This window comes from Mesorhizobium sp. WSM4829, assembly GCF_055811475.1.
On sequence record NZ_JBVVQJ010000002.1, the window covers coordinates 231311 to 257062 of the forward strand.

Annotated in this window: 22 protein-coding genes; 11 read left to right on the forward strand and 11 right to left on the reverse strand. The window is 63.4% G+C overall.

Annotated features, from left to right (window positions below):
* Window positions 1-5: 5 nt before the first annotated feature.
* From AC0L17_RS03440 to AC0L17_RS03450, 3 genes are read right to left on the reverse strand one after another with little or no spacing between them, the layout of a single operon-like run.
* A complete protein-coding gene (locus AC0L17_RS03440) occupies window positions 6-809 on the reverse strand; it encodes an ABC transporter ATP-binding protein (RefSeq protein WP_473514767.1) in 804 nt (267 codons plus the stop codon).
* Window position 810: 1 nt separating this feature from the next.
* Window positions 811-1638, reverse strand: a complete 828-nt coding sequence (locus tag AC0L17_RS03445) for an ABC transporter permease (RefSeq protein WP_473514768.1) — start codon at window positions 1636-1638, stop codon at window positions 811-813.
* Between the two features lie 12 nt (window positions 1639-1650).
* Window positions 1651-2646 carry an ABC transporter substrate-binding protein gene (locus tag AC0L17_RS03450; protein ID WP_473514769.1) on the reverse strand — a complete coding sequence of 332 codons (996 nt, stop codon included), beginning with the start codon at window positions 2644-2646 and terminating at the stop codon, window positions 1651-1653.
* Window positions 2647-2824: 178 nt separating this feature from the next.
* Here AC0L17_RS03450 and AC0L17_RS03455 point away from each other — a divergent pair, with 178 nt between their 5' ends.
* Window positions 2825-3517 (forward strand): FadR/GntR family transcriptional regulator, encoded by a 693-nt coding sequence (locus tag AC0L17_RS03455; RefSeq protein ID WP_023799437.1) that lies wholly within the window; start codon window positions 2825-2827, stop codon window positions 3515-3517.
* 61 nt (window positions 3518-3578) lie between these two features.
* On the opposite strand, the gene AC0L17_RS03460 is transcribed toward AC0L17_RS03455, so the two are convergent.
* The 7 genes from AC0L17_RS03460 to AC0L17_RS03490 all read right to left on the reverse strand — a co-directional run bounded on the left by AC0L17_RS03460 (window position 3579) and on the right by AC0L17_RS03490 (window position 11127).
* Window positions 3579-5006, reverse strand: a complete 1428-nt coding sequence (locus tag AC0L17_RS03460) for an aldehyde dehydrogenase family protein (RefSeq protein WP_473514770.1) — start codon at window positions 5004-5006, stop codon at window positions 3579-3581.
* Window positions 5007-5038: 32 nt separating this feature from the next.
* Window positions 5039-6124, reverse strand: a complete 1086-nt coding sequence (locus tag AC0L17_RS03465) for an ABC transporter ATP-binding protein (protein WP_473514771.1) — start codon at window positions 6122-6124, stop codon at window positions 5039-5041.
* Window positions 6114-6722, reverse strand: a complete 609-nt coding sequence (locus tag AC0L17_RS03470; RefSeq protein WP_473514772.1) for a cupin domain-containing protein — start codon at window positions 6720-6722, stop codon at window positions 6114-6116. The genes AC0L17_RS03465 and AC0L17_RS03470 overlap by 11 nt, the downstream gene beginning before the upstream one ends.
* 218 nt (window positions 6723-6940) lie before the next feature.
* Window positions 6941-8011 (reverse strand): ABC transporter substrate-binding protein, encoded by a 1071-nt coding sequence (locus AC0L17_RS03475; protein ID WP_473514773.1) that lies wholly within the window; start codon window positions 8009-8011, stop codon window positions 6941-6943.
* Window positions 7996-8874 (reverse strand): ABC transporter permease, encoded by an 879-nt coding sequence (locus AC0L17_RS03480; protein WP_473514774.1) that lies wholly within the window; start codon window positions 8872-8874, stop codon window positions 7996-7998. The genes AC0L17_RS03475 and AC0L17_RS03480 overlap by 16 nt, the downstream gene beginning before the upstream one ends.
* Window positions 8871-9758: an ABC transporter permease gene (locus AC0L17_RS03485; protein WP_473514775.1), complete on the reverse strand. Its 888-nt coding sequence runs from the start codon at window positions 9756-9758 to the stop codon at window positions 8871-8873. The genes AC0L17_RS03480 and AC0L17_RS03485 overlap by 4 nt, the downstream gene beginning before the upstream one ends.
* Before the next feature lie 85 nt (window positions 9759-9843).
* On the reverse strand, window positions 9844-11127 hold the full coding sequence (locus AC0L17_RS03490) for an NAD(P)/FAD-dependent oxidoreductase (RefSeq protein ID WP_473514776.1): 1284 nt from the start codon (window positions 11125-11127) through the stop codon (window positions 9844-9846).
* A gap of 260 nt (window positions 11128-11387) precedes the next feature.
* On the opposite strand from AC0L17_RS03490, the gene AC0L17_RS03495 reads away from it, so the two are divergent.
* The 5 genes from AC0L17_RS03495 (at window position 11388) to AC0L17_RS03515 (ending at window position 16730) form a co-directional block, all read left to right on the forward strand.
* Entirely contained in the window at window positions 11388-12545 is a 1158-nt protein-coding gene (locus tag AC0L17_RS03495; protein WP_473514777.1) for a fumarylacetoacetate hydrolase family protein, read from the forward strand.
* 256 nt (window positions 12546-12801) lie between these two features.
* A complete protein-coding gene (locus AC0L17_RS03500) occupies window positions 12802-13734 on the forward strand; it encodes a substrate-binding domain-containing protein (RefSeq protein WP_027152256.1) in 933 nt (310 codons plus the stop codon).
* Window positions 13735-13853: 119 nt separating this feature from the next.
* Window positions 13854-14840 (forward strand): ABC transporter permease, encoded by a 987-nt coding sequence (locus AC0L17_RS03505; protein ID WP_473514778.1) that lies wholly within the window; start codon window positions 13854-13856, stop codon window positions 14838-14840.
* A 3-nt stretch (window positions 14841-14843) separates the two neighbouring features.
* On the forward strand, window positions 14844-15638 hold the full coding sequence (locus tag AC0L17_RS03510) for an ATP-binding cassette domain-containing protein (RefSeq protein WP_473514779.1): 795 nt from the start codon (window positions 14844-14846) through the stop codon (window positions 15636-15638).
* Between the two features lie 69 nt (window positions 15639-15707).
* A complete protein-coding gene (locus tag AC0L17_RS03515) occupies window positions 15708-16730 on the forward strand; it encodes a LacI family DNA-binding transcriptional regulator (RefSeq protein ID WP_419696181.1) in 1023 nt (340 codons plus the stop codon).
* Between the two features lie 506 nt (window positions 16731-17236).
* Here the strand turns inward: AC0L17_RS03515 and AC0L17_RS03520 are convergent.
* On the reverse strand, window positions 17237-17818 hold the full coding sequence (locus AC0L17_RS03520; protein ID WP_091596146.1) for a TetR/AcrR family transcriptional regulator: 582 nt from the start codon (window positions 17816-17818) through the stop codon (window positions 17237-17239).
* 262 nt (window positions 17819-18080) lie between these two features.
* Between AC0L17_RS03520 and AC0L17_RS03525 the strand changes: the two genes are divergently transcribed.
* The 5 genes from AC0L17_RS03525 to AC0L17_RS03545 all read left to right on the forward strand — a co-directional run bounded on the left by AC0L17_RS03525 (window position 18081) and on the right by AC0L17_RS03545 (window position 25742).
* Window positions 18081-18338, forward strand: a complete 258-nt coding sequence (locus tag AC0L17_RS03525; RefSeq protein WP_023799452.1) for a hypothetical protein — start codon at window positions 18081-18083, stop codon at window positions 18336-18338.
* A complete protein-coding gene (locus AC0L17_RS03530) occupies window positions 18332-21508 on the forward strand; it encodes an efflux RND transporter permease subunit (protein ID WP_473514780.1) in 3177 nt (1058 codons plus the stop codon). The genes AC0L17_RS03525 and AC0L17_RS03530 overlap by 7 nt, the downstream gene beginning before the upstream one ends.
* A gap of 15 nt (window positions 21509-21523) precedes the next feature.
* Window positions 21524-22693: an efflux RND transporter periplasmic adaptor subunit gene (locus AC0L17_RS03535; RefSeq protein ID WP_473514781.1), complete on the forward strand. Its 1170-nt coding sequence runs from the start codon at window positions 21524-21526 to the stop codon at window positions 22691-22693.
* Window positions 22694-22953: 260 nt separating this feature from the next.
* Window positions 22954-24060 carry a mandelate racemase/muconate lactonizing enzyme family protein gene (locus tag AC0L17_RS03540; protein ID WP_473514782.1) on the forward strand — a complete coding sequence of 369 codons (1107 nt, stop codon included), beginning with the start codon at window positions 22954-22956 and terminating at the stop codon, window positions 24058-24060.
* Window positions 24061-24419: 359 nt separating this feature from the next.
* Entirely contained in the window at window positions 24420-25742 is a 1323-nt protein-coding gene (locus AC0L17_RS03545) for an NAD(P)H-dependent oxidoreductase (protein WP_128167747.1), read from the forward strand.
* The last annotated feature ends 10 nt before the right edge of the window (window positions 25743-25752 follow it).

A 25752-nucleotide genomic window follows, 5' to 3' on the forward strand; every position in this document is an offset into this window, starting at 1 on the left:
GCCGGTCACTCCACATACTGCTTCAGCCCCTGCCAGATCTCCTCGACAGTATCGAGATAGTGCCTGTCGCGATGGATGCGCTCGGGGTCGCCGGAGCGATCGATTTCCGGTTCGATGATCTGCGAAACCCGGCCGGGTCTCGGCGACAGCAAGACGATGCGGTCGGAGATGTAGACCGCTTCCTCGATCGAGTGCGTCACGAAGATGAAGGTCTTGTTCTGGTTGGTGCGCAGCCGGATCAGGTCTTCCTGGAATTTCCGCCGGTTCTGCTCGTCGACCGCCGAAAACGGTTCATCGAGCAGCAGGACGTCGGCATCGACCGACAAGGCGCGCGCCAGGCCGACGCGCTGGCGCATGCCGCCCGACAGTTCGTGCGGGTATTTGTCCTCGAAGCCGGCGAGACCCACCTCGGCGATGTAGCGTCGGGCGATCGCTTCGCGCTCGGCCTTGTTGGTGCCGCGCAACTCAAGTCCGAAGGCCACGTTGCGCATCACCGTCGCCCACGGCATCAGCGCAAAATCCTGGAATACGAAAGCGCGTTCGGGGCCGGGTGCGGTGACGTGCTTGCCGTTGATCGCGACGGTGCCGCCATCGGCCCGTATCAGCCCCGCTATGATCTTCAGCAGCGTCGTCTTTCCGCAACCGCTGGGTCCGAGAAGACTGGTCAGCTTGCCCCTGGGGAAGTCGAGATCGATGCCGCGCAGCGCCTCGACATTGCCGTAGGTCTTGGAGATTCCCCTCACTTCCACGATTGAATCGATCGGTGCGGGAACCGGCGACGGTCCATTTCGCAATGCGGTCGCGCCCATCTTAAGCACCTCTGCTCTCGGGCCTGAAAACGCGGACTTCCACCCACTGCAGAAAGACGAGCGTCAGGGTGGAAAGCGCAATGATCGAGGCGATTGTTGCGTACATCTCGGCGTAGTCGGCGCGCGAGCGGTGGAAGGTGATGAGGTCGCCGATGCCGGTCGGAGTGATCAGCAGTTCGGCGAGCACCACGCCGACGAAGCCGGCAGCGACGCCGAGGCGCAAGCCGGCAAAAATCACCGGGCTGGCGTCCGGAAGGATGATCTTGGCGACGGTCTGCCAGCGGGTGCCGAGGAAGGATCGGCACATGACCAGCAGCGACTCGTTGACATTGCGCACGGCCTTGTAGGTGTTGAGCACGATAACCGGCAGCGCCAGGATCATGACGGCGAGCGTCTTGGCGGTCATGCCTATTCCGTAGACAAAGGTGACCATCGGAATGAAGGCGGCGACCGGTGCTGCCTGAAGCACGATGAACACGGGGATCACCAGCCATTCGCCGGTGCGCCACAGGCCACAGATCGTGCCGAGGCCGACACCCAGGAACGCCGACAGGACAACGCCAAGCACCAGCGGCTGCAGCGTCGAAAGATAGGCGGTCGCCAGGCTGCCGTCGGCGAGCAGTCCGAAGAACGCGACGACCGTATCGGAAAAGGTCGGGAAAGCGAAGCTGACGGGAATACGCCCAGCCACCTCCCAGATTCCCGCGAACAGGGCGATCGACACCAGCCTGAGCAGGACCGGCTGGTCCCACGATGCGCCCGTTGCGCTGCGATTGGAAAGAGGAGCGAGGTCGGCAGCCTCCCCGTCGGTTCTGATGCTTACGGCCATCCGGCAGGCCGCCTATTTCTTGCCGAGCTTGGCGACGGCGCGGTCGATTGCGGAGACATCCCAGAAGTCCTCGACCTTGAGGCTGGCGGGATCGCCTTCGATCTGGCCGGCAAGGCTGAAGAAGGCAAAGTCGTCCTTGGCCGCATCGGCTCCGCCGCCGTTCAGCGCAAGACTGCCGGCTTCCGCGGTTTCCTTGTAGTATTCGGTGATTTCGCTGTCGCCTTCAGCGCCGAGATCCGGCAGCAGTTTGTATTTGTTGCGAAGCTCGACGGCGACCGCGGGGTTCGCGGTGATCTCGCGCGCGGTCTTCATCAGTTCCTCGACCAGGATGTCGACGTCGGCGGCGTTGTTCTTCAGATAGTCCGCGGTCGCGAAAAGCGCTTCGTCAGAGGCGCCGAGATCCTCGACCGGTAGAACGATGAACTTGCCGGGGGCTTCGGCCTCGAGCGCGCGCCTGTTGGCGGCATCGACGATCGACGCCTTGATGGTCCCCTGGAGCAGCGCATTGCGGCGAACCTCGGAACCCGGGACATAGCTGATGTTGCCGAGCTTGATGCCGTGGTTTTTCGCCATCAGCAGCATGACCGCTTCGGTGCCGGAGCCGCGCGCCTGCACGGCGACCTCCTGCCCGTCGAGATCCTTCCATTCCTTGTAGAATTCGCTGTTGACGACGGGAAAGAAGCGCAGCGTCGATATCTGCGCGAAAATGCGGATCGGCACGCCCACCTTCTGGATCAACGTATAGGGCGCGCCGATGCCGACATCGGCCTGGCCGCCGACAATGGCCTGGGCAGCCAGATCCTCGTCATTGAGAACAATGAGCTCGACATTCACGCCGCGCTCCTTGGCGCGCTCTATCGCGGCGAGCGTCTGGATGGATTCGATCCCGGGAAGGTCGCCGAATGCGATGCGCATGTCGCCCGCATTTGCGGCCGACAAGGGCGCTGCACATGCCAGGGCCGCTGCGAAAGCGGTGGCAAGGATGGTACGTCTGGACACGCCGGCCATTGTCATTCCTCCCGTTTTTTGTAACCATTTCCTTGATTGGTTAAGACTACGGGACGGATTGGTCAAGGAGAAACTGCACCGCATCGAACGGGTGTGCCCAGAAAACTCGGCAGTTGACGGTTTCCACTAATCGTTTTAACACCGGCAGAGGAAAATCATATGCGGATTGGTTAAATTGATGGACGATCCCGGTAATGGCGGCCACGCCGCCCTGGTTCAGCTGCAGGCCTATCTTGCCCAGATGGATCATGCCGGTGAGACGCGGCTGCCTGCCGAGCGGGAACTGTCGGAGAGCCTCGGCGTATCGCGCGGCGATCTGCGCAAGGCGCTGGCGGTTCTCGAGAAGGACGGCCGCATCTGGCGTCACGTCGGCAGGGGCACCTTCGTCGGCAGCGGGCCGGTCGAGGAGACGATCGGCATTTCGGAAATCGCCGGGCGCACCAATCCGGCCGACGTGATGCGCGCGCGCCTCATCCTCGAGCCGGAGATTGCGCGCGAAGCGGCGCTGCACGCCACGCTTTCGGATATCGCCGCGATGCGGCAATCGCTGGTGCAGACGCGGGAGGCCGTCACGTGGCGGCAATATGAGAATGTCGACAATCTGCTCCACCGGCAGATTGCGCAGGCGAGCCGCAACAATGTGCTGCTCGGCCTGTTCGACGTGCTGAACGCCGTGCGCCGCACCGTGGTCTGGGGACGTCTCCGTTCAGAAGGCGCCCGCCCCCCGGCAGACCATCACAGCTTCGCCGACCATGAACGGATCGTCGAGGCGATCGCCGAGCGTGACCTCGGCGGCGCGGCGGCAGCGATGCGCCTGCATCTCCAGCAGGTCGAGCGGCGCCTGATCCCTGTCCGCGAAGCCGCCGAATAGCTCGGTTAGCCCGTTACAGCGCGCGTGCTTCTTAGGCGCGGGCGCTGTTCGGTGTCATGGGCTAAGCGCCGTAGCCGATGATGCCCTTGATCTCGAGGAAATCGTGGATCGCCCAATCGGCATATTCGCGGCCGTTGCCGGATTGCTTGTAGCCGCCGAACGGCGCGAAGGTGTCCCACTCCGGATAGTTGATCGAGACCTGCCCGGCGCGCAGCCGGCCGGCGACTTTTCGCGCGTGGTCGATATCCCCTGATTGCACGTAGGCGGCGAGGCCATAGACGGTGTCGTTGGCGATTTTCACCGCGTCATCGTCGTCATCATAGGAGATGACCGAAAGCACCGGCCCAAAAATTTCTTCCCGCTCGATGGTCATGCCCGGCGTGACGTGGCCGAAGACGGTCGGCCGCACGTAATAACCGCGATTAAGATGCTCCGGCCGCCCAGGGCCGCCGGTGACCAGCGTTGCACCCTCGGCGATGCCGGCATCGATCAACCGCTGGATCTTGTCGAACTGGATATTGCTGACCACCGGCCCGAGCCTGGTGTCTTCCGAGCGCGGATCGCCGACCTTGTGCGCCTCGGCCGCCTTCTTGGCGATCGCCAGCGCCTCATCGTGGCGGGCGGCCGGCACCAGCATGCGCGTCGGCGCATCGCAGGACTGACCGCTATTGCCGAAACACGCGTTGACACCCTTGCGCACGGCCTTCTCGAAGTCGGCATCGGCTAGCACGATGTTGGGCGATTTGCCGCCGAGTTCCTGCGCTACGCGCTTGACCGTCTCGGCCGCCGTCTTGGCGACGATGATGCCGGCCCGGGTCGAGCCGGTGAAGGAAACCATGTCGACATCGGGATGTCCGGCCATGACCTGTCCGACATCCGGACCGGTGCCGTTGACCATGTTGTAGACCCCCTTCGGCGTGCCGGCCGCTTCCATCACTTCCGAAAAGACGATGCCGCTGATCGGCGCGATCTCGGAAGGCTTCAGCACGACCGTGCAGCCGGCGGCGATCGCCGGCGCCACCTTGCAGACGATCTGGTTAAGCGGCCAGTTCCACGGTGTGATCAGCGCGCAGACGCCGATCGGCTCCTTGACCACCATGGTGGCGCCGCGCTTCTCGCTGAATTCGTAATCCTCCAGCGCCTTGATGGTGGACTCCATATGAGCCCTGCCCGCCCATGCCTGCGCCTCGCGCGCCCAGGTGATCGGCGCGCCCATCTCCTGGCTGACAGCCTGGGCGATGTCCTCGTAGCGCTCGTTGTAGACTTCGAGGATGCGCTTCAGCAGCTTCAGGCGCTCGGCCTTGCTGGTTTGCGAAAAGGCCGGAAAGGCCGCCTTGGCCGCCGCCACGGCGCGATCCACATCGGCCTTCGAGCCGACGGAGATTTTGGTGTAGGCCTCTTCGGTGGACGGATCGATCACATCCAGCGTCGCCGGCACCACCGGCGCGACCCATTTGCCGTCGATGAAGAAGTTCAAGTGATTGCTCATGGGTGGTGCTCCGGTTTTCTGGAAGGATAGGGTCAGATGGGCAGCATAGGGCAGTTAGCGCCGCGGCGCAGGCTGATATGCGCCACGTCGCCGACGCTGAATTGAAAACCTTCCGCCCGGCGTGGCGCGTCGATCACCACTGGTATCCCCTGCCCCAATTCGGCGTGCAGGCGCAAGGTGCGGCCGTGAAAGACGATGCTGCTCACCCGCACCGGCGCGGTGCCGGTCGCTGCTTCGGTCGCCGCCAAAAGATCCTCCGGACGCACTCCGATGGTTCGCACCGCGCCTTCTCCCGGCACTTCGCCGGTTTCCGACGTGGCTTCGAGCGGCAGGGCGCCGGCGGCGAAACGCAACCGATCGCCGTCACGGCCGACAAAGCACGACTGCAGCAGGTTCATCGTGCCGATGAAACTGGCGACGAATTTGGTGGCGGGCCGGTCGTAGAGCGTGGCCGGCGGCGCAATCTGCTCGATGCGGCCCTTGTTCATGACGACGATACGGTCGGAGATCGACAGCGCCTCGGTCTGGTCGTGGGTGACCATGACGAAGGTGGTGCCGAGCCGCGACTGCAGCCGCTTCAATTCGACCTGCATCTGTTCGCGCAGATGCGCATCGAGCGCCGACAGCGGCTCGTCGAGCAGCAGCACACGTGGTTCGCAGACAATCGCACGGGCAAGCGCGACGCGCTGACGCTGGCCGCCCGACAATTCGGACACGCGGGCGCCGAGCTTCTCGGCAAGGCCAACCATGTCGAGCGCTTCGCCGACGCGCTTTGCCTGTTCTGCCCCGGAAAGCTTGCGCAGCGACAGGCCGAAGCCGACGTTTTCGGCGACGTCCATGTGCGGAAACAACGCATAGTCCTGGAACACGGTGTTGACGGGACGGTCGAACGGCCGCAGCGAAGTGATGTCACGGCCGTCGAGCAGCACCCGTCCGTTGGATGGGCTTTCAAATCCTGCGATCACCCGCAGGCTAGTGGTCTTGCCGCAGCCAGATGGGCCGAGCAAGGTCAGGAACTCGCCGCGGGCGATGTCGAGATCGACGGCGTCGAGACCGACGATGCCGCCGGGGAAAATCTTCGATACCGCATCCAGCCGGACGAGAGGATCAGGCGCCATCGCGGACCTCGGACGCTTTGGTCGTGTTGACCCAGAGGATCTGGCAGCGCTCGGTGCCCGGATTGCGGAAGGCATGCAGCAAGGTGCTTTTGAAGGCGAAGCTGTCGCCGGTCTTCAGCCCGTAGGTGGTTGAATCGATCACGAGTTCGACCTCGCCCGACAGGACGAAACCGAATTCGTGGCCGGGATGGGCGTAGGCTTCGACGGTGCCGCCACCGGCTTCTACCGTCACCAGCATGCCGGTGAGCGTCGCGGCCGGCGGCGATAGCAGCGCCTTGGCGATGCCTTCCGACTTCACCGGGATCTGGCGCCGACTGTTGGCGCGCACGCAATAGAGATCGCTGACGGCATCGTTGCCGTCAGCAATCAGCGCCGACGGCTCGATGTCGAGAGCGGCGGCGAGCGGCCAGATCACCTTGACGCGAAGCGAGGACAAGCCGCGCTCGATCTGGCTGAGCGCCCCGATCGAAACGCCGGCCTTGGCTGCGAGATCGGCCAGCGAAAGACTGCGTTCCAGCCTAAGCGCCCGCACGCGCCGGCCGACCCGCACATCGGCGTCGTCTTTCGGCTTTTCAGCCGCTTGGTCCAGTATATCCATGCATACTTCCTCGTTCGCCAGCACTTTCCCTTCTCCCCCTGTGGGAGAAGGTGGCCGAGCCCACGGGTCTTGCCTCCGGCAAGCCCGAGGACAGGCTCCGCTCGGACGGATGAGGGGTGTTCCAGCTTGGCAAACCCCGCATTCTGTCCAGCACCCCTCTACCGTCTCGACGCTACGCGCCGATCCACCTTCTCCCACAAGGGGAAGGAAGAGCGAACTCAGCCGCCTGCCTTGACCTTCTCGAACATCTTGGCGAGTTCGTCATTCTGTTTCATCGGCCCGGTGAAGACGGTAGTCTTCAGCATCACTTCCGGATCGGACGGCAGTTGCAGCTTTTCCAGTTCCTCCTTCGGCACCGCAGCGAAGACCGAGCTGTTTGAGCTGCCGTAACCATAGGTCTGAATCAGGTATTTTCCCGAATCCGTCTCCAGCCGGCTGTTGATGAAATCATAGGCGAGGTCGACATTCTTGGCGTCCTTGAGCATGACGAAGCCGCACGACCAGGTCAGCATGCCTTCCCTAGGCTTCATGAACTCGACCGGCACGCCCTGCTTCTTCAGCGAGGTGGCCGACGCGTTCCAGGTCATGGCGGCGACCAGCTGGCCGCTCGCCAGCGCCTGTTCGACCGAGGTCATGTCGGTGGTGTAGTTGGAGAGCAGCGGGCGCTGCTCGCGCAGTTTTTCAGCCACCTTTTCCATCTGTTCCGGCGTCATGTCGAACGGATTGACACCGGCGAGAAGCGCCGCCACCACCGGCGTGTCGTGGACGGCATCGATCGTCGCCATGCGCCCGGCATATTGCTTGTCCCACAAAAGGTTCCAGCTTGGCTCCGGGTTCTTCACCAGATCGGTGCGGTAAAGGATCGAGGTGTTGCCCCAGTCCCACGGCACCATCCAGACTTTGCCGTCGCCGGCCTGCAGGTCGGGCAGGTTCTTGAAAACCGGAAAGATCGAATCCCAGTTCTTGATGCGCTTGGTGTCGATCGGCTGCAGCAGGCCTTCCTTGTTCCAGCGCGCCACCTTGTCGTAGCAGGGATGCGCGACGTCAGGACGGAAACCGGCCTTGACCTTGGTGAAGGCGTCATCGTCGTCGCCGAACATCGAGGCCTCGACGCCATCGGGGTGTGCGGCGAGGAAGCTCTTGTTGAAGTCGGGAAGTTCGTAGCCCGACCAGGTGAAATATTGCAGCTTGTCGGCCGCAAGCGCGACGGTCGACGAAAGCGCCAGCGCGAAGGCTGCCAATCCGGCTTGGACTGTCTTGCGATTTATCGATTTCAGGTCGAATGCCATTGCAGTTCTCCTCTTTCGGTTTCTTCTGGTTTGGACAGGTTGGCGGGCACTGGCCGCTGAGCGGCGGCGAGCCCGCGATGGCGCAGGATTTCGGCAATTGCCGCGATGACGAAGGACACGGCCAGGATGGCTGTGCCCAGTGCCATGACGGTCGGCAGCGATTTCGGGAAACGCAGCTGGCTCCAGATATAAAGCGGCAAGGTCGGTTCGGTGCCGGCGAGGAAGAAGGCGACGATGAACTCGTCGAATGAGGTCAGGAAGGCCAGCATGAACGCTGATACAATGGCGGGCAGGCTGAGCGGCAGCATGACCCGCCTGAATGTCGTCCAGTCGGAGGCGCCGAGATCGAGTGCCGCCTCGTGGATGGTCTTGGGGATAGCGGCGAAGCGGCTTTTCATGATCACCACCGTCGTCGGCAGCGCCACCAATATGTGGCCGAGCACGATGGCGGTGCGTGACGGCCCGAAGCCAATGAGGTTGACCAGGATCAGCAGCGAGATGCCGACGATGACGCCGGGGATCAGGATCGGCAGCCGCGCGATGGCGCTGATCGTAAAGGCAAGCGGCGAACGGCCGAAGAGATCCATGTAAGACACGGTGATGCCGCAGAGCGTGGCACCGGTGGCGGCAATTGCACCGATGACCAGGCTGTTGGCAAGGGCGCCGGACAGCGCCGAATTGCCGGACAGCGTCGTGTACCATTCAAACGTGAAGCCTTGCAGCGGAAACGCCGCCTGGATCGAATCGTTGAAGGAAAACAGCGGGATCAGCGAGATCGGCAAATAGAGGAATACCAGATAGACAAGCACGTAGGCGCCGAGCCAGCGGCCACCTTGCTTTGCGTCTATGTGCGCGGCGCTCATGTGCGGCTGCCAAACCTGCGGTCGGCGGAACGCACGACCAGCACCACGGCAAGGATGACCAGCATGACGGCAACGGCGAGTGCTGCGCCGAACGGCCAGTCATTTGCCTTGCCGAACTGGGCCTGGATCAGCGAGCCGATCATGGTGCTGGCAGGGCCGCCGACCAGCGCCGGGGTGACATAATCGCCGACCGTCGGCACGAAGACGACGAGAGCCGCCGCCAGCACCCCCGGCATCGAATTCGGCAGCACGACGCGGCGAAAGCTGGTGAACGGTCTGGCGCCGAGATCGGAAGCAGCTTCGAGCAGCGATTTCGGGATCGTGTCCAGCGCCACATAGATAGGCAGGATGGCGAACGGCGCATAGGCGTGAGCCAGCGTGACGACGACGGCGGCCGGCGTGTTGAGAAACGCCGGTGTCGGTTCGGACCAGATGCCGCTTTCGATGAGCGCCGAGTTCAGCACGCCATTGTAGGCAAGCACGATCTTCCAGGCGAAAACGCGCAAGAGATAGCTGGTCCAGAACGGCAGCGTCACCAGAAACAGCAGCAGCCCGCGCCGCCGTCCGGCATGGAAGGCCAGGTAGTAGGCGACGGGATAGGCGGTGACGACCGTCGCCAGCGTCACCAGGCCGGCAATGACCAGCGAGCGCAGCGTTACCGTCCAGTACAGCGGGTCGGATGCCACGGTGATGAAATTCGCAAAAGTGAAGCCGTAGCCCAGCAGCGAACCGTCATTGCCGCGAAGGGCGAGGAAAACCACGAGGCCGAGGGCAAACAGGATCAGGAAGAAGGTGACCAGCCCGCCCGGCAGCAGCATGGCCAACCGGAAACCCGTCGAGGACCGGGACTCCGGCAGCGGCTGCCTTGCAACGATGGTCGACATCGGGGTTGCCCATCGAAATTTGAAATCACATAAGACTTTTTCAGAATCGTGAAACTGTCAAGCTGATTCCTGCATCGGCATAAAATCAGCGCTCGAATGCATCCAGCATACGATACCAGGCGATCGTCGCGGCGACGCCGACCTGCCGAAAGACGTGGAATGGGATCGGCCGGATCGGCGAGACCGGGAACGGCAATTGCCTGGCGTCGCCGCTCGCCAGATAGCCAGCAATGCGCTCGCCAAGCGCGGTCATCAGGCCGACGCCACGGCCCTGGCAGCCGACCATGGCCATCAGGCCCTGCTGGGGCTCGTGGATATGCGGGAGGTGATCCGGCGTCATCGCCACCCGGCCAAACCAGCGCTTTTCGATTGCGACTCCGGATAGCGCCGGATACAGCCGGAGCAGCGCGCGCTCGAGGTGCGCCCAATCACTTTCGCTGGTCGGCAGCGCCATTCGGCCGCGCCCGCCGAGCACCAGCCGCCCGTCGGCACTCTTGCGGTAATAAACGAGGATGCGACGTGAGTCCGACACTGCTTGCCGTTCCGGTAGAATCCTGGCCGCCAGATCGGGCGGCAGCGGTGAAGTCGCGATCTGGAAGGAGTGCAGCGGAACGATTGTCTCGGCGAGACCGGGGAGCAGGTCGCCGGTATAGGCGTTCGTCGCCAGAATGACCGCTTTGGCCTGCAATTCGGCGCCGCCCTCCGTCGAGATGCGCCAAATGCCGGCGTTGTAATCGAGGCGCATCACCTTCTGGTGTTCGGCGATCTTCACGCCCGCGGCCGAGGCGATCCGTGCCAGTTCCGACGTATAGGCAAGCGGATCAATCACGCCGGCCCGGCGGTCGAGCCAGCCACCGAGATAGCCCTGCGCGCCAGTCAACGCGGCGATCTCGGTCTGGCTCAGAAGCCGGACATCGGCGCCACGGTTCCGCCACTGCCGATCCCTGTTCGCCGCCGCCTCCAGCGCCGTCTCGGTGTGCGCTGCCTGGATCCAGCCGTTGCGGACGAACGGCACCGCCAGTTTCTCGTCGCGGATCAATTCGAAGACGGCGTCCGCCGTTGAGGCGGCAAAATTGACGAGGATCTCACCGCGTTCAAGGCCAAAATGCTCCAGCAGCCATTCCGGATCATTTTTCAGGCCAGGGATAACCTGACCGCCATTCAGGCCCGATGCGCCTTGGCCGATTTCGCCGGCTTCCAGCACCTGCACGGCAAGGCCGAACCGGGCTGCATAAAAGGCTGTCGACAGACCGAGAATCCCGCCACCGACAATGACGACATCAGTACGCTGGCAGCCGGGAAAAAGCGACCGGAACGCAGGGGCCGCCGGCGGCTTCCGCCAGATCGGATCGGAAAACGGTAGGGGCAAGAGTCACCTGAATGTACTTCGTCAAATGAAAATCCTAGTGACGATTTCATGATTTTGAAAGAGCCTTTGATCTCGGCATCAGGGGGGATTGAAGAGGAAGGCGTCCGCCACTGCGAAATGCAGCGCAGGGGCTCGACCGCGAGGAACGGGATAGACCTTTGTCGGGAATTTGTCGAAAGTGCCGCCGCCGCGGCCAGGCTTTTGATGAACCATCGGTCCGCAGCGACGACGCAGAACAAGACAGCAGAGGACCGCAAGCCATGACGAACGCCACCCTCCTGCCCGACGAGGGCCTCTTCATCGGCCGCGCCCGGACGAGCGGAGCATCGCATCCGCTGGTGGTCACGGTACGCGGCGGCACGGTCTTCGACATCACCTCCAGCATGGCACCAACCGTGCGCGACGTCTGCGAGATGCCGGACCCAGCAGGCTACGTCCACGCCGCCGCGGGCGAACCGATCGGATCGCTCGATGCAATCGCCGCCAACAGTTTCCAGGCCGCGCGCGATCCGCAAAAACCGTACCTGCTCTCTCCGGTCGACCTGCAGGCGATCAAGGCATCGGGCGTCACCTTCGTCGTCAGTCTGCTCGAACGGGTCATCGAGGAGCAGGCGCGCGGCTCGGCCGAGAAGGCGGACGCCATTCGCGCCGACATTGCCGGGCTGATCGGCCACGATCTGTCGAAGCTCAAGCCAGGCTCGCCGGAGGCGATGGAGATCAAGGCCAAGCTGATCCAGCGCGGCGCTTGGTCGCAATATCTGGAAGTGGGCATCGGCCCCGACGCCGAAATCTTCACCAAATGCCAGCCGATGGCGTCGGTCGGCTTCGGCGCCGATGTCGGCCTGCATCCGGTCTCCACCTGGAACAATCCCGAGCCGGAGATCGCCATGATCGCCGCCGGCAGCGGCAAGATCGTCGGCGCCACGCTCGGCAACGACGTCAATCTGCGCGACGTCGAAGGGCGCTCGGCGCTGTTGCTCGGCAAGGCCAAGGACAACAACGCTTCGGCCGCGCTCGGCCCGTTCATCCGGCTGTTCGACGATACCTTTTCCATTGGTGACGTGAAGCAGGCCACCGTGCGGCTGAAGGTCGAGGGCGAGGACGGTTTCTCGCTGGAGGGCGCCAGTTCGATGGCCGAGATCAGCCGCTCGCCCGAAGAGTTGGTCGCCGCCGCCATGGGCCCGCATCACCAGTACCCCGACGGGCTGGCGCTCTATCTCGGCACCATGTTCGTGCCGTCGAAGGACCGAGGCGAAAAGGGCAAGGGCTTCACGCACAAGGTCGGCGACATCGCCACCATCTCATCGGAGAAATTCGGCGCCTTGATCAACCGGGTGCGGCTGTCGCCCGACTGTCCCCACTGGACCTACGGCGCCAGCCATCTCATGCGCGACCTTGCCAGGGCCGACCTCATCTAGCTTCCGTCCCGCCTGCGCCTCGTTTTCGGCGCCGAGTACCGCTTGCCGCAAAAGATATCAGCCAAACTGATGCGATCTGATGGGATGGCTGATGGCGCATCGTCGTGCGCCAACTACCACTGGCAAATGGAGGCTTGCCATTGATCGAAAAAGCGGATGCTCTGATGCATCCAGATCGCCGCTGGCAAGAATACGGTCAGGCTTGCCGTGATCGTCGCCGGAGCTGGAGGACGTTTTCAAAATGGGAGGAAATCAAATGCTGACGAGGCTACGACTATTTGTATTCGGCTTGATCGTGGCGCTGGCGATTCCGGCGGCGGCACAGGCCAAGACCTTCTACTGGATTTCGCATGGCGGCCCGGCCGATCCGGTCTGGACCTACTTCCTCGCCGGCGCCAAGCAATGGGCGACGGACACCGGCAACACCGTCAACACCTCGTTCCACAATGGCGACGTGTCGTCCCAGCAGGAGGCTGTTCGCGCCGCCATCGCGGCGAAGGCCGACGGCATCACCACCACCAGCCCCGACCCGGGCAGCCTTATCGAGCTCGTCAAGGAGGCACGAGCGGCAAACATCCCGATCATCAACTTCAACACGCCCGATCCGAAGGCGGACTTCAACGCCTATGTCGGCGGCGACAACGTCACCTTCGGCAAGAACTGGGCTCAGTATCTGGTCGACAAGGGCCTGGTGAAGAAGGGCGATTTTGTCTGGATGCCGGTTGAAATCCCCGGCGCCACCTATGGCGTCCAGGAAGAAGAGGGCATCAAGAGCGTCTTCGAGCCGCTCGGCATCACCTATGAAATCACCGAAGCCACGCTCGACCAGGCCGAAGCAATCAACCGCATGGTCGACTATCTCACCGCCAACAGGGCCAAGGTCAAGGCGATCATCGGTCTCGGCGACCTGGTGACCGGCTCGATCAAGCGGGTGTTCGACCAGGCCGGCATCAAGCCGGGTGAAATCCCGGTCGTCGGCTGGGGCAACTCGCTCGACACCACCCAGGAGGTGCTGACCGGCTACGTCAATGCCGCACAATGGCAGGATCCGCAGGCGACCAGCTATGTGGCGCTTTCGATCGCCAACATGGCCGCCAGCGGCATTCCGCCCGGCTTCGACGTGATCACCGGCGCGCTCTACGAAAAGGACACCGCACAGGTCTACGACGACATCCTGTCCGGCAAATAAAACCGCGATCGGGATGGTCGCGGCACGCCTGCCACGATCATCCCCATCATCCCGCTGAGCCTCGAACCGCCTCATGCGGTATCGGGCTTGGCCAGTTCCAACCATGTCGCGGGTCAAACGTGGAAAACAGTTCCATCATCCAACGCTCGATCGCCAGGCCGGAATTCGGGCCCTTCGTGCTGCTTGTCGTCGAGCTCGCGGTGTTCTGGGGGTTCAACCACGACTTCCTGTCGCCGCAGAACATCAGCAACATACTGGCCTTCACGGTCGAGCTCGGCCTGATTGCGCTGGCGATGACGCTGTTGATGACTTCAGGCGAATTCGACCTCTCGGTCGGATCGCTGTTCGGCTTCTCACCCGTCTTGATGTGGACGCTCTTCAACAGCGGCCTCACCTCGCTGGAGGCCGGCTTCGTGTTGGCCTTGCTGGTTGCCGCCTTCATCGGGCTGGTCAATGGCTGGTTCGTGACGCAACTCAAGATTCCATCCTTCCTGGTGACGCTCGGCATGCTGCTGGTGGTGCGCGGCACCGCTCTGTTCGTCACCAGCGGATTTCCGCAACGGACCTGGAGCGCCGAAGGCAGCTCGCTCGCCGAGGCGCTGGTCGGTGACTTCTTCATCGGGCCGTTTCGTATCTACATGTCGCTGTTCTGGTTCATCGCAGCCGCGATCGCACTCGGCTACGTGCTGACGCAGAGCCGCACCGGCAACTGGATCCAGGCGGCCGGCGGCAACCCCAATGCGGCAAGGGCGCGCGGCGTCAATGTCAGCGGCGTCAAGATCGGCCTGTTCATCCTGTCGTCGATCATGGCTTCGCTTGCCGGCGTCATCAGCTCGCTGCGCACTTCGGCGGCCAACCCGAACAGCGGCACTGGCTACGAGCTGGAAGTCATCGCCATGGTGGTGATCGGCGGCACGGCGCTGACCGGCGGACGTGGCACCATCATCGGTACTGTGCTCGGCATCCTGATCCTGCGCGTGATGCGCAATGGCATCGTGCTGATCGGCGTGCCTGGGCTTGCCTACAACATCTTCATCGGCGCGATCATCCTCGGCATGATGGCGCTCCATTCATGGCTGGAACGCCGGCATCAGGCGGGGACTTGAGCCATGGCTGAGCCGCTTGTCCGCATGGAAAACATCCGCAAGTCCTACGGGCGCGTGCAAGCGCTGGTGGACGCCAATTTCCATGTCAACGAAAAGGAGATCGTCGGTCTGCTCGGCGACAATGGCGCCGGCAAGTCGACGCTGATCAAGGTCTTGTCGGGTGCGGTCCCGCTGACCAGCGGCGACATCTTCATCCGCGGCAAGAAGGTGGACTTGCGCAGCACCAGCGACGCCATCGCCCACGGCATCGAGACGATCTACCAGGACTCCGCGCTGGTCACGCAATTGTCGATCGCGCGCAACCTGTTCCTCGGGCGCGAGCCGATCAAGCCGCCGCGTTTCCTCAACCGTATGGACCAGGAGGCGATGAACGTGGTTGTCCGCGATCTGCTCAAGCAGGTCGGCATCTCGAAGGACATCCCGCCGACCACACCAATCGGCTCACTCTCAGGCGGCGAGCGGCAGGCGGTGGCGATCGCGCGCGCCATGCATTTCGACAGCGACCTTATCATCCTCGACGAGCCGACCAACAATCTCGGCGTCGCCGAGACGCAAGGTGTGCTGAGCTTCGTGCGCAGCGCCCGCGATTCGGGCCATTCCTGCATCTTCATCGCCCACAACATCCACCACGTCTTCCAGGTGGTCGACCGCATCGTCGTCATGCGCCGCGGCAAGGTGGTTGCCGACGATATTGATCCGAAGAACACCAACGTCGCGGAAGTCGAACGGATCATCACCGGCATGTCCGACAAGGAGATCCGTGACGCCATCGTGCAGGGGAAGCAATCGCAGGGCTGAGTGGCCAGTTGGAAGCCGGGTTGGCCGTATCTCTGGTACAGGATCACATCGGCTCCTATGACTGCGACTATGAAAGCCACCGTTGCGGACATCGCCAGAAGCTGCGGGCTGTCGACCGCGACGGTCGACCGGGTGCTGAACAACCGGCCGGGCGCCAGCGCCGCCAACCGGCAGCGGGTGATGGAGGCGGCCAAGCAGCTTGGCTATTTGCCGGTCGTGGATCAGGTCACGCTGCCCTCGCGGCCGGCGCATCTCGAGTTCTTCCTGCCGATCGGCTCGAACGCCTTCATGATGGATCTGGCAAATCATATCGAGGACTATGCCGCACGCCTGCCGCTTGTCGCCTCCTGTCGGATCCACAAGCTCGCCGGCATCTCGCCGAACGCGTTGCAGGCGGCCGTCGAAAACCTCTCGCTTAGGGCGAACGGCGTCGGTGTCATTGCGATCGATCACCCGAGAACGCGCAACATCCTGCGCGAGATCGTCGAAGCCGGCATCCGCCTGGTCACGCTGGTGTCGGACGTTCCGGGCGCGCCGCGATCGGCCTATGTCGGCATCGACAACCGTGTCGCAGGGCGCACCGCAGCCCTTTTGATGGGACGTTTCCTAGGCGGTCGCACGGGCCATCTGGCGATGATCGTCGGCTCGCGCTCCTATCGCGGGCATGAGGAACGCGAAATGGGCTTTCGCTCGGTGCTCGGCGAGGAGTTCCGCAATTTGACCGTGACCAGCGCCGTCGAGATCAACGACGAGCCTGATATCAGCTACACGGCGACGATGAAGGCGCTGCACAACGAGCCGGAACTGCTCGGTATCTATTGCGTCGGCGCCGGACGCTCGGGCGTGGCGAAAGCGCTGCTGGAAGCCAAACCGCAAAGGAAGCCGGTGTTCATCTGTCACGACCTGACAAGAGCGACACGCGGCTATCTCGTCGACGATCTGCTCGATGTCGTCATCGACCAGAATGCACGGCTGATCGCCGAGCAATCGGTCATTCGCCTGCTCGGCTCGATCGCTTCCTCGGCGCCCTATCTGACGCGGAAATTCATCGAACCGCGCCTGATCTTCAAGGAGAACGTTCCGGTCCAGTGATGCCACGCAAGCGCCACGGTCGGTCTCGGCGAGGGTTAAAATTCGGTTGATACCGCGAATCTGCACATCTGCTATGCATCTTTTGCTATTGCCGAATCATTGGGCAATTGATAGTTTCGCAGGTGTCGGCCATCTACTCCTCCCAGATGCGATGCCGACGCTGAGTGCGGCGCACCTCCTCCCGCGTCGTATTCGAAATCGAGCCCGCTGCCACCTCCTCCCGGCAGCGGGCTTTTTTTGTTCTGCGGTGTCGGGCAAGGCGGCGGCAATCGCCAATGGCTGGTTCGGGCAGCGCCGCAGCCCCATCGGAATCCCGCCACACTTGTCACTCTCACCAATTCGCCATCGGGCCTAGCCTGCTCACAACCAGCAGCGACCGCCGAGCGCAAGAGCGCGGTGACAGACCGGCAACGGAGACGTGAGATGACAGCACATGCCAAGGCAAAAGAGCACTCGCGGCGCGGCTTGCAATGAACACGCCAGCGATCGTTTCGCCGCTTGCGAGACTATCTGGCCTTGAACGAGGTGATCAGGCCTTCCGCCATGCGGACAAACTGCGCGCTGGGGCCTTCGGCTCCGACGCTTTGCAGGCTGACACGGGCGCCTTCAAGCAGCAGCGACAATGTATCGGCGAGAAGCTCTGCTTGGCCGATGCCGGCATCCCGACACAGGCCGACGAGGCGGTCGCGCTGAGCCTGCTTGAGTTCCTTGATTACCCGACGGGCCGGATGGTCGGTCTCGCTCAACTCGATGGCGGCGTTGGCCATGTCGCAACCGCGGCCGTCCATCATCAGGCAATCGGCTGCCATCCGAACCCAGGCATGCAGTTGCGCAAGCTTGTCGCCCGGATGCTCCGCCTCGAACTTTTGCCACATCGCGTTGGCGCTGCATGCGGTCGCCCGCAGGCACTCGATGACCAGATCGTCCTTGGACTCGAAATGACGGTAGAGCGTCATCTTGTTGGTACCGGCGGCCTCAGTGATCGCGTCGACGCCGACGCCCTTGATGCCATGCTTGTGGAACATATCCCGTGCCGTCTCCAGGATGCGATCCCGGGGGCGGATGCGTTCCGCAGTGCCGTCTTCCATCAAAACCTCCTTGGTTTCCGGGGTTTCCGAAAAATCCCTCGGTACACCTCTTGACTAGGGTGTTACCGGTCTGTAACTTCTAGATGTTACTTACTGGTAACACCCCCATTGCCTCGTGTCAATCTCGCAGGCGCCTGTGAACAGCCTCCGCCAAATCGGCCCAGGCATGAAACTGCGCCCCAGGCGACTTTGGCCGCGAACAGGAAGACCACTCGATCTGCGGCGGCGTACGCCGCAGATCGCCAAGCCAGGAGCCGCTACGATGTCGCAGCGCAAAGATTTGACGATCGACGAAGTTGTGAAGGATCCGATGATCCGGATGCTGATGCAGGCCGACCGTGTCGACCCGCGCTCTTTCGAGACGATGCTGCGTAGCCTTGCGGATGCGCAAGGCCGCAGCCGCAAGGCGCCGCCTCGTTTCCTGGAAGATTCCGGGCAAAGCCGCAGCCGGCGGCTGTCAAGGGTGGCCAAGGCCTTTGGCCAGGCAAGAGCATCGGGCGAGGCGTGCGTGTCATGGTAAATTTCTTCATCCACCGTCCGATCTTCGCATCGTCGATCGCCATCATCATGGTGCTCGCCGGGACGATCTGCTATTTCCTGCTGCCTGTCTCGCAGTTTCCCGATATCACGCCGCCTCAGGTGGTGGTCAGCGCCAACTATCCTGGCGCCAGTGCGCAAGTCGTGGCCGACACCGTCACGACGCCGCTCGAACAGCAGATCAACGGCGTTCAAGGCATGACCTACATGTCGTCGTCGAGCTCCAATGACGGCTCCTCGACGATCACCGTCACCTTCGAGGTCGGCTATCCCCTGAGCACCGCCGCCGTCGATGTCCAGAACCGCGTCTCACAGGCGGCGTCCTCGCTGCCGGCCATCGTCAACCAGGGCGGCGTGACGATCAAGAAGCAGAACCCGAACTTCGTCCTGATCGTCAACCTCACCTCGCCCGACGGCTCCGTCGATCCGGTCGCGCTCAGCAACCTCGCCTACCTGCAAGTGGTCGACCCGCTGAAGCGCCTGCCCGGCGTCGGCGACGTGCAGATCTTCGGCGAGCGGCGCTATTCGATGCGCGTATGGCTCGATCCCGACAAGCTCGCCAATCTCGGCATCACCGCCGTCGATGTCCAAAACGCCATCGCCGAGCAGAATGTCCAGGTTGCGGCCGGCAAGATCGGGCAGTCGCCGGCGCCGGCCGGCACCGCTTTCGAAATGCAGGTCAATGCCGTCGGCCGATTGAGCGATCCCAAGGAATTCGGCGATATCATCGTGCGCGCCGATGCCGCGAACGGTTCACTGGTGCGGTTGCGCGACGTCGCGCGCATCGAACTCGGCGCCCTGCAATATTCGTCGTCGGCGTTCTTCGGCGAGGACCCGACCGTGGTGCTCGCGGTCTACCAGATGCCGGGCTCGAACGCCCTCGATCTGCAGCAGCGCGTCAAAGACAAGATGCAGGAACTGTCGGCCCGCTTCCCGAAGGGCGTCAGCTACGCCATGCATTACGATACGACACGTTTCGTTTCGGCATCGATGCACGACGTGCTGGTCACGCTCGGCGAGGCGCTGGTCCTGGTTGTCGCGGTGGTGTTCATCTTCCTGCAGAGCTGGCGCACCACGATCATCCCGACGATCGCGATTCCCGTGTCGCTGGTGGCCACCCTCGTCGTCATGTACATGTTCGGCTTCTCGCTGAACATGCTCAGCCTGCTCGGCATGGTGCTGGCGATCGGCCTCGTCGTCGATGACGCGATCGTCGTCGTCGAGAATGTCGAACGCCAGCTGGAGGCCGGCCTCAAACCGCTGGCTGCGACGCGCGCGGCGATGGCCGAGGTCACCGGCCCGATCATCGCCACAACCGCCGTGCTGATGGCCGTGTTCGTGCCTGTCGCCTTCATACCCGGCGTTTCCGGCCGGCTCTACAACCAGTTTGCCCTGACGGTGGCGATCTCCTTCGGCATCTCCGCCTTCGTCTCGTTGACGCTCACCCCGGCGCTCAGCGCCGCTTTCCTGCGCCACCGCCCGGCAACGCAATTCGTGCTGTTCCGCTGGTTCAACACGGGCTTCGATCGGCTGTCGCATGCCTATGCCAATGGTGTGCGCTTCCTCATCCGCCTGCGCTGGATCATGCTCGGCATATTCGCGGCTGGGCTTGTCGCGACCTATTTCGTCTGGCAGCGCCTGCCCTCGACCTTCCTTCCGGTCGAGGACCAGGGCTATTTCTTCGTGGTCATCCAGTTGCCGGACGGCGCGTCCCTGGAGCGCACCGACGCGGTGGCCCGCAAAGCGCGCGACATCCTGCAGAACACGCCTGGTGTCGATATCGTCGGCTCGATCAGCGGCTTGAACTTCCTCACCAGTGCCGCCCAGTCGAACTCGGCGGTGGAATTCGCCATCCTGAAGCCATGGGACCAACGCGGCCCTGACCAGAGCGCCTCGAAGCTCGTCGCCGACGTGCGCTCGAAGCTCATGGAACTTCCGGAAGCGTTCGCGCTGAGCTTCGATCCGCCTTCGATTCCGGGCATCGGCACGACCGGCGGCTTTGAATTCCAGGTGGAGGACCTGACCGGTCGCGGCAGCGCTGCGCTCAACGACGCGACGCAGGCCGTGCTCGCCGAAGCGCGCAAGCAGCCCGAACTCAACCCGCAGCAATTGTTCTCGTCGTTCTCGACCTCGACGCCGCAGTTCAACTACGACCTCGATCGCAACAAGGCGAAGCTGCTCGGCCTCAGCCTGCCCGACGTGTTCAACACACTGCAGATCTATCTCGGCTCGCTCTATGTGAACGACTTCAACCTGTTCGGCCGCACCTTCCGGGTGACGATCCAGGCCGACAAGGATGCGCGTGCGGGTGCCGCCGACATTTCGCGGCTCTATGTCCGCAATGCCTCCGGCGGCATGGTGCCGTTGAGCACGCTCGGCAAGCTGGTGCCTATCGTCGGCCCGGAAACCGTCCCGCATTACAACAACAACGCGTCGGCCCTGATCAATGGCGGTGCCGCACCCGGCTTCTCCTCGGGCCAGGCGGTCGCTGCGATGGAACGTGCCGCCGCCACGGCGCTGCCGAAGGATTTCGGCTACGAATGGACGGGCATCACCTATCAGGAGCTCAAGGCCGGATCGATCGCCTCGATCGTCTTCGGTCTCGCCATGGTCTTCGTCTTCCTGATCCTTGCCGCCCAATATGAGAGCTGGGCCATGCCCTTCATGGTCCTGCTCGCGGTGCCGCTTGCCCTGTTCGGCGCCTTTGTCGCCTTGCTTATGCGCGGCATGCAGATCGACGTCTATTCGCAGATCGGTTTCGTCATGCTGATCGGGCTGGCGGCGAAGAACGCCATTCTGATCGTGGAGTTTGCCCGGCGCCGGCGCGAGGAAGGTCTCAGCATCGTCGACGCCGCAATGGAAGCGGCGCGCCTGCGGCTGCGGCCCATCCTGATGACCGCCTTCGCGTTCATCCTCGGTGTGCTGCCGCTGATGTTCTCGACAGGTGCCGGTGCAGCCAGCCGCCAGTCGATCGGCACCACCGTCTTTGGCGGCATGGTCGCAGCGACGATCCTGTCGCTGGTGTTCGTGCCGGTCTTCTACGCGGTGATCGAGCAGCTGCGCGAGCGCGGCAGCAAGAGCGAGCCTGTCGCCGAACCGACTGAAGCAACTGCCGAACCCGCTTTCGAGCGATTGGCCGAAGCGGCCGAATAGAATTGGAGAATGATCATGCGTAAATGGAAAATTGCGTTGGGAGCGGCTGTTGCCGTGGGGGCGGTCTCGATGGCCAGCGTCCACTTGCTCGACATGGGAAATTTTGGCCTCAACGCCGGCACGGCAGGGGCGGCAACGCCTGAGCCCGCGGCGCCCGAGCCCGCGGCTTTTGTCATGCCGGTGCCAGTGGTGAGCGTCGTCAAGAAGACGATCCCGATCTATCTCGACTATGCCGCTCGCACCGAGCCGATCCGCAGCATCACGCTGCAGGCGCGCGTGCCGGGGTATCTGCAGGAGCAGGTCGCGCCCGACGGCAGCGATGTCAAGAAGGGCGACCTTCTCTACAAGATCGCTCCAGAGGATTTCCAGGCTGCCCTTGAACAGGCGAAGGCTCAGGTCCAGCGCGACGAAGCAACGCTCGACTATGCACGATCCAACCTTGGTCGCGGCACCGAACTGGCCAAGAGCGGCTACATCGCCAAGGATGCGTTCGACCAGCGCACCAGCAGCTTGCGCGAGGCCCAGGCATCGCTCGCCGTCAACCAGGCGGCTGTGCGGACCGCCGAACTCAATCTGAGCTATTCGGAAATCAAGGCGCCGTTCGCCGGGCGCGTCGGCCGCAACCAGGCCTCGGTCGGAACGCTGGTCAGCGTCGCCGGCACAGTGCTCAACACGCTGGTGCAGCTCGACCCGATCTATGTCACCTTCAATCCGAGCGAAACGGATCTGGCACAGATCGAGGAAGCCCGCGCGGCGGGACCCATCGATGTCGACGTCCTGCTTCCCGGCGATACGGAACCGCGCCAGAGAGGTCAGCTCACCTTCATCGACAACACGGTCGATCGCTCGACCGGCACCATCACCGCACGCGCGACGATCGGCAATGCCAAGTTCACGCTGCTGCCGGGCCAATATGTTCGTGTCAGGCTGCATATCAAGCAGCAGCCAGATGCACTGATGGTGCCGCAGACGGCATTGGGATCGAGCCAGCTCGGCAAGTATCTCTACGTCGTCGGCAAGGACAATACTGTCGACCAGCGCATTGTTTCGCTGGGACCGACCAACGGCGACCTGGTGGCGATCTCGAGCGGCGTAGCGGAAGGCGACCAGGTGATAACAGGCAATCTGCAGAAGATCGGCCCCGGAATGCCTGTCTCGCCGCTGCCACAGAAACCTGCCACCTGATACCCCCCATCAGGCCCGGTCCAGCGGCGCCCCCGGCTATGCCGAGGGCGCCGTTTTGCTGAGCAGTTCGACGAGGCCGGCGACATCGGCACAGCTTCGAAGAATTGCTTGCCTATGGGCGCGGCCTCGAACAGTGTGTTTCCAGAGGCGTCAAGGCCGATCGCGCCGGCCTGACGCGCAACCGGCCTGACGGCAGTTGAGCCCAGCGGACGATGCAGGTTGGCGGCTTCGTCAGGGCGTCACAGCGACGGACAGAAAAATTGCGGATCAAAACCATCAAGGCCTACCATGTCGTGCAGCCCTTTGTGGACGGGCCCTACCGCATGTCCAAGGGGCGTGTCGCCGCCGCGTTCGACGCGGTGATCGTCGCCATCACCTCCGACAGCGGGCTGACCGGCTGGGGCGAGATGGCGCCGCTCGGCAATTTCTACTCGCCGGCATTCGCGGCCGGCACTCGCGCCGGCGTCATCGAAATTGCGCCGCATCTGCTCGGCCACGATCCTCGCGCCTTGGCCAGTATCGGCAGGCTGATGGACACGGTGTTCAAGGGCCACCCCTACATCAAGTCGGCGCTCGACATGGCCTGCTCGGATCTCGCGTCACGCGCCGCCGAGGTGCCGCTGGTGACGCTGCTCGGCGGGCGCGAGAGCGAGACGGCGGAACTCTACAAGGTCGTCACCCATGGCACCGTCGACGCGATGGCCGCACTGGCCAAGCGCATCGTCAAGGACGGGTTTCACCGGCTGCAGGTCAAGGTCGGCGGCAACGTCCATGACGACATCGAGCGCGTCACCGCGGTCGCCGCTTCGGTGCCGAAGGGCACCGTCATCTTCTGCGACGCCAATGCCGGCTGGACGCCCTATCAGGCGCGCCAGTTCGCTGACGCGACGCGCGCCATCGACTACACGTTCGAGCAGCCCTGCACCACGATCGACGAATGCATGTCGGTGCGCCGCTCGCTCGACAAGCCGATGGTGCTCGACGAATCCGTCACCTCGCTGGACGACATGCTCGACATCCACCGCAAGGGGGCGGCTGACGGGCTGACGCTGAAAATCTCGCGGCTCGGCGGCGTGACCAGGACGCGCCAGATCCGCGACCTTGCCGTCGACCTGGGCTTCATGATCACCGTCGAGGATACCGGCGGCGCCGAGATCGACACATCAGCCATGGCGCATCTGTCGCTGTCGACGCCGGAGGAGCGCCGGCTGCACGCCATCGCCTTCCACGAATGGGTGACGGTGCGCACCGCATCGAACAAACCGCCGGTTTCGGGCAGCCGCATGGGCATTCCGGACGGGCCGGGCCTCGGCATCGACGTTGTTCCCGACCTGCTTGGCGCGCCCTTCTTCGAGGTCGGCAGCTGACCGATATACTGGCATGCGCCGACTGAGCATTCCGGCTGGCGCCCTCTGTTGCGCGGCTTCGTCGCTGGCGATAGGCGCAGCGGCAGCTGAGCGGTCGTGAAACAGTTTTTCGTCGCACTCGCTTGCTTGCGAGAAGGAATGTCACGGTCGTCGCCGCCTGCATCCCAAGAGATCACCGCCTTCTGCGCCCTCGCTGACCGCGCTGCCAAGCCGCAAGCCAGGGCTTGCACAAATTAAATCACAGAATGTTTGCGGGGACGGCTGCCGAATTGCCGGTTGAAATATTTTTCATTTGGAAATAGGAATGTTCAAAATGATGACTTCGACGCTGCGGCGCGTCAGGAACTGGAGGAAGCAACATGGCCCATCCGCAATTTGCAGCGGAACTTTTGCAGCGCGCTGAACAGCAGGGACCGATCACCATCGGGCTTGCAGGCGCCGGGCAGATGGGCACCGACATCGTCGTCCAGGTCGCGCTGATGCCGGGAATGCGGATCGGCGCCATTTCCGAGGTCAGGCCGCAGGCGGCGATCGATGCGGCGCTGCTCGCCGGCCACGACCGCTCGGATATCGTGCAGGCCGGCAATGCGGCGGCGATCGACCGCGCCATCGAGGCCGGCAAGATCGCGGTGACCGAAGATTTGCATGCGTTGGCTGCGGCCGGCCGCATCGACGTCATCATCGACGCGACAGGTAATCCCAACATCGGCACGCTGTTCGCGCTTGAAGTGATGAAGAACGGCAAGCATATCGTCATGCTCAACGTCGAGGCCGACATCACCATCGGCCGCTTCCTCAAGGAGGAGGCGCGCAAGGCCGGCGTCGTCTATACCGGTGCGGCCGGCGACGAGCCGGCCTGCACGCTGGAGATCATCGGCTTTGCCAGGAGCCTCGGCTTCAACATCATCGCCGCCGGCAAGGGCAAGAACAATCCGCTGAAGATCGACGCCATGCCAGCCGACTACGAGAAGGAGGCGGCCGAGCGCAACATGAATGCGCGCATGCTGGTCGAGTTCGTCGACGGCTCGAAGACGGCGATCGAGATGGTGGCGATCGCCAACGCCACCGGCCTGGTGCCCGACGTGCCGGGCATGCACGGCCCGACCGCGACGCTGGAGGAACTCGCCGGCGTGCTTTGCCCGCGCGAGGATGGCGGCGTGCTGCACCGCAAGGGCGTCGTCGACTATTCGATCGGCAAGGGCGTGGCGCCCGGCGTGTTCTGCATCATCGAGACCAGGCATCCCCGCGTGCTGGAGCGCATGATCGACCTCAAGGTCGGCAAGGGCCCGTATTTCACGATCTTCCGCCCCTATCATTTGACCAGCCTGGAAGTGCCGCTGTCGGCGGCGCGCGCCGTGGTCTACAAGCGCGCCGACATGGAGCCGCTCGACCATCCGGTCGCCGAGGCGGTGGCGGTTGCCAAGAGCGAGCTTGCCCCTGGCCAGTCGCTCGGCATGATCGGCGAGAACGACTATCGCGGCTTCGCCATGACCTGGGAGGACGCGCGCGCCCGCGGCGCCCTGCCGCTCGGCCTCGCCGAACGCGCCAAGGTGGTCAAGCCGGTCAAGACAGGCGATTTCCTCACCTATGAAAATTGTGTACCCGACGATTCGATGGTGATAACCCAGATCCGCCGTCGTCTCGACCAGTCGGACGGACGGTTCGTTACGAACGCCGCCTGATCCGCTGGAT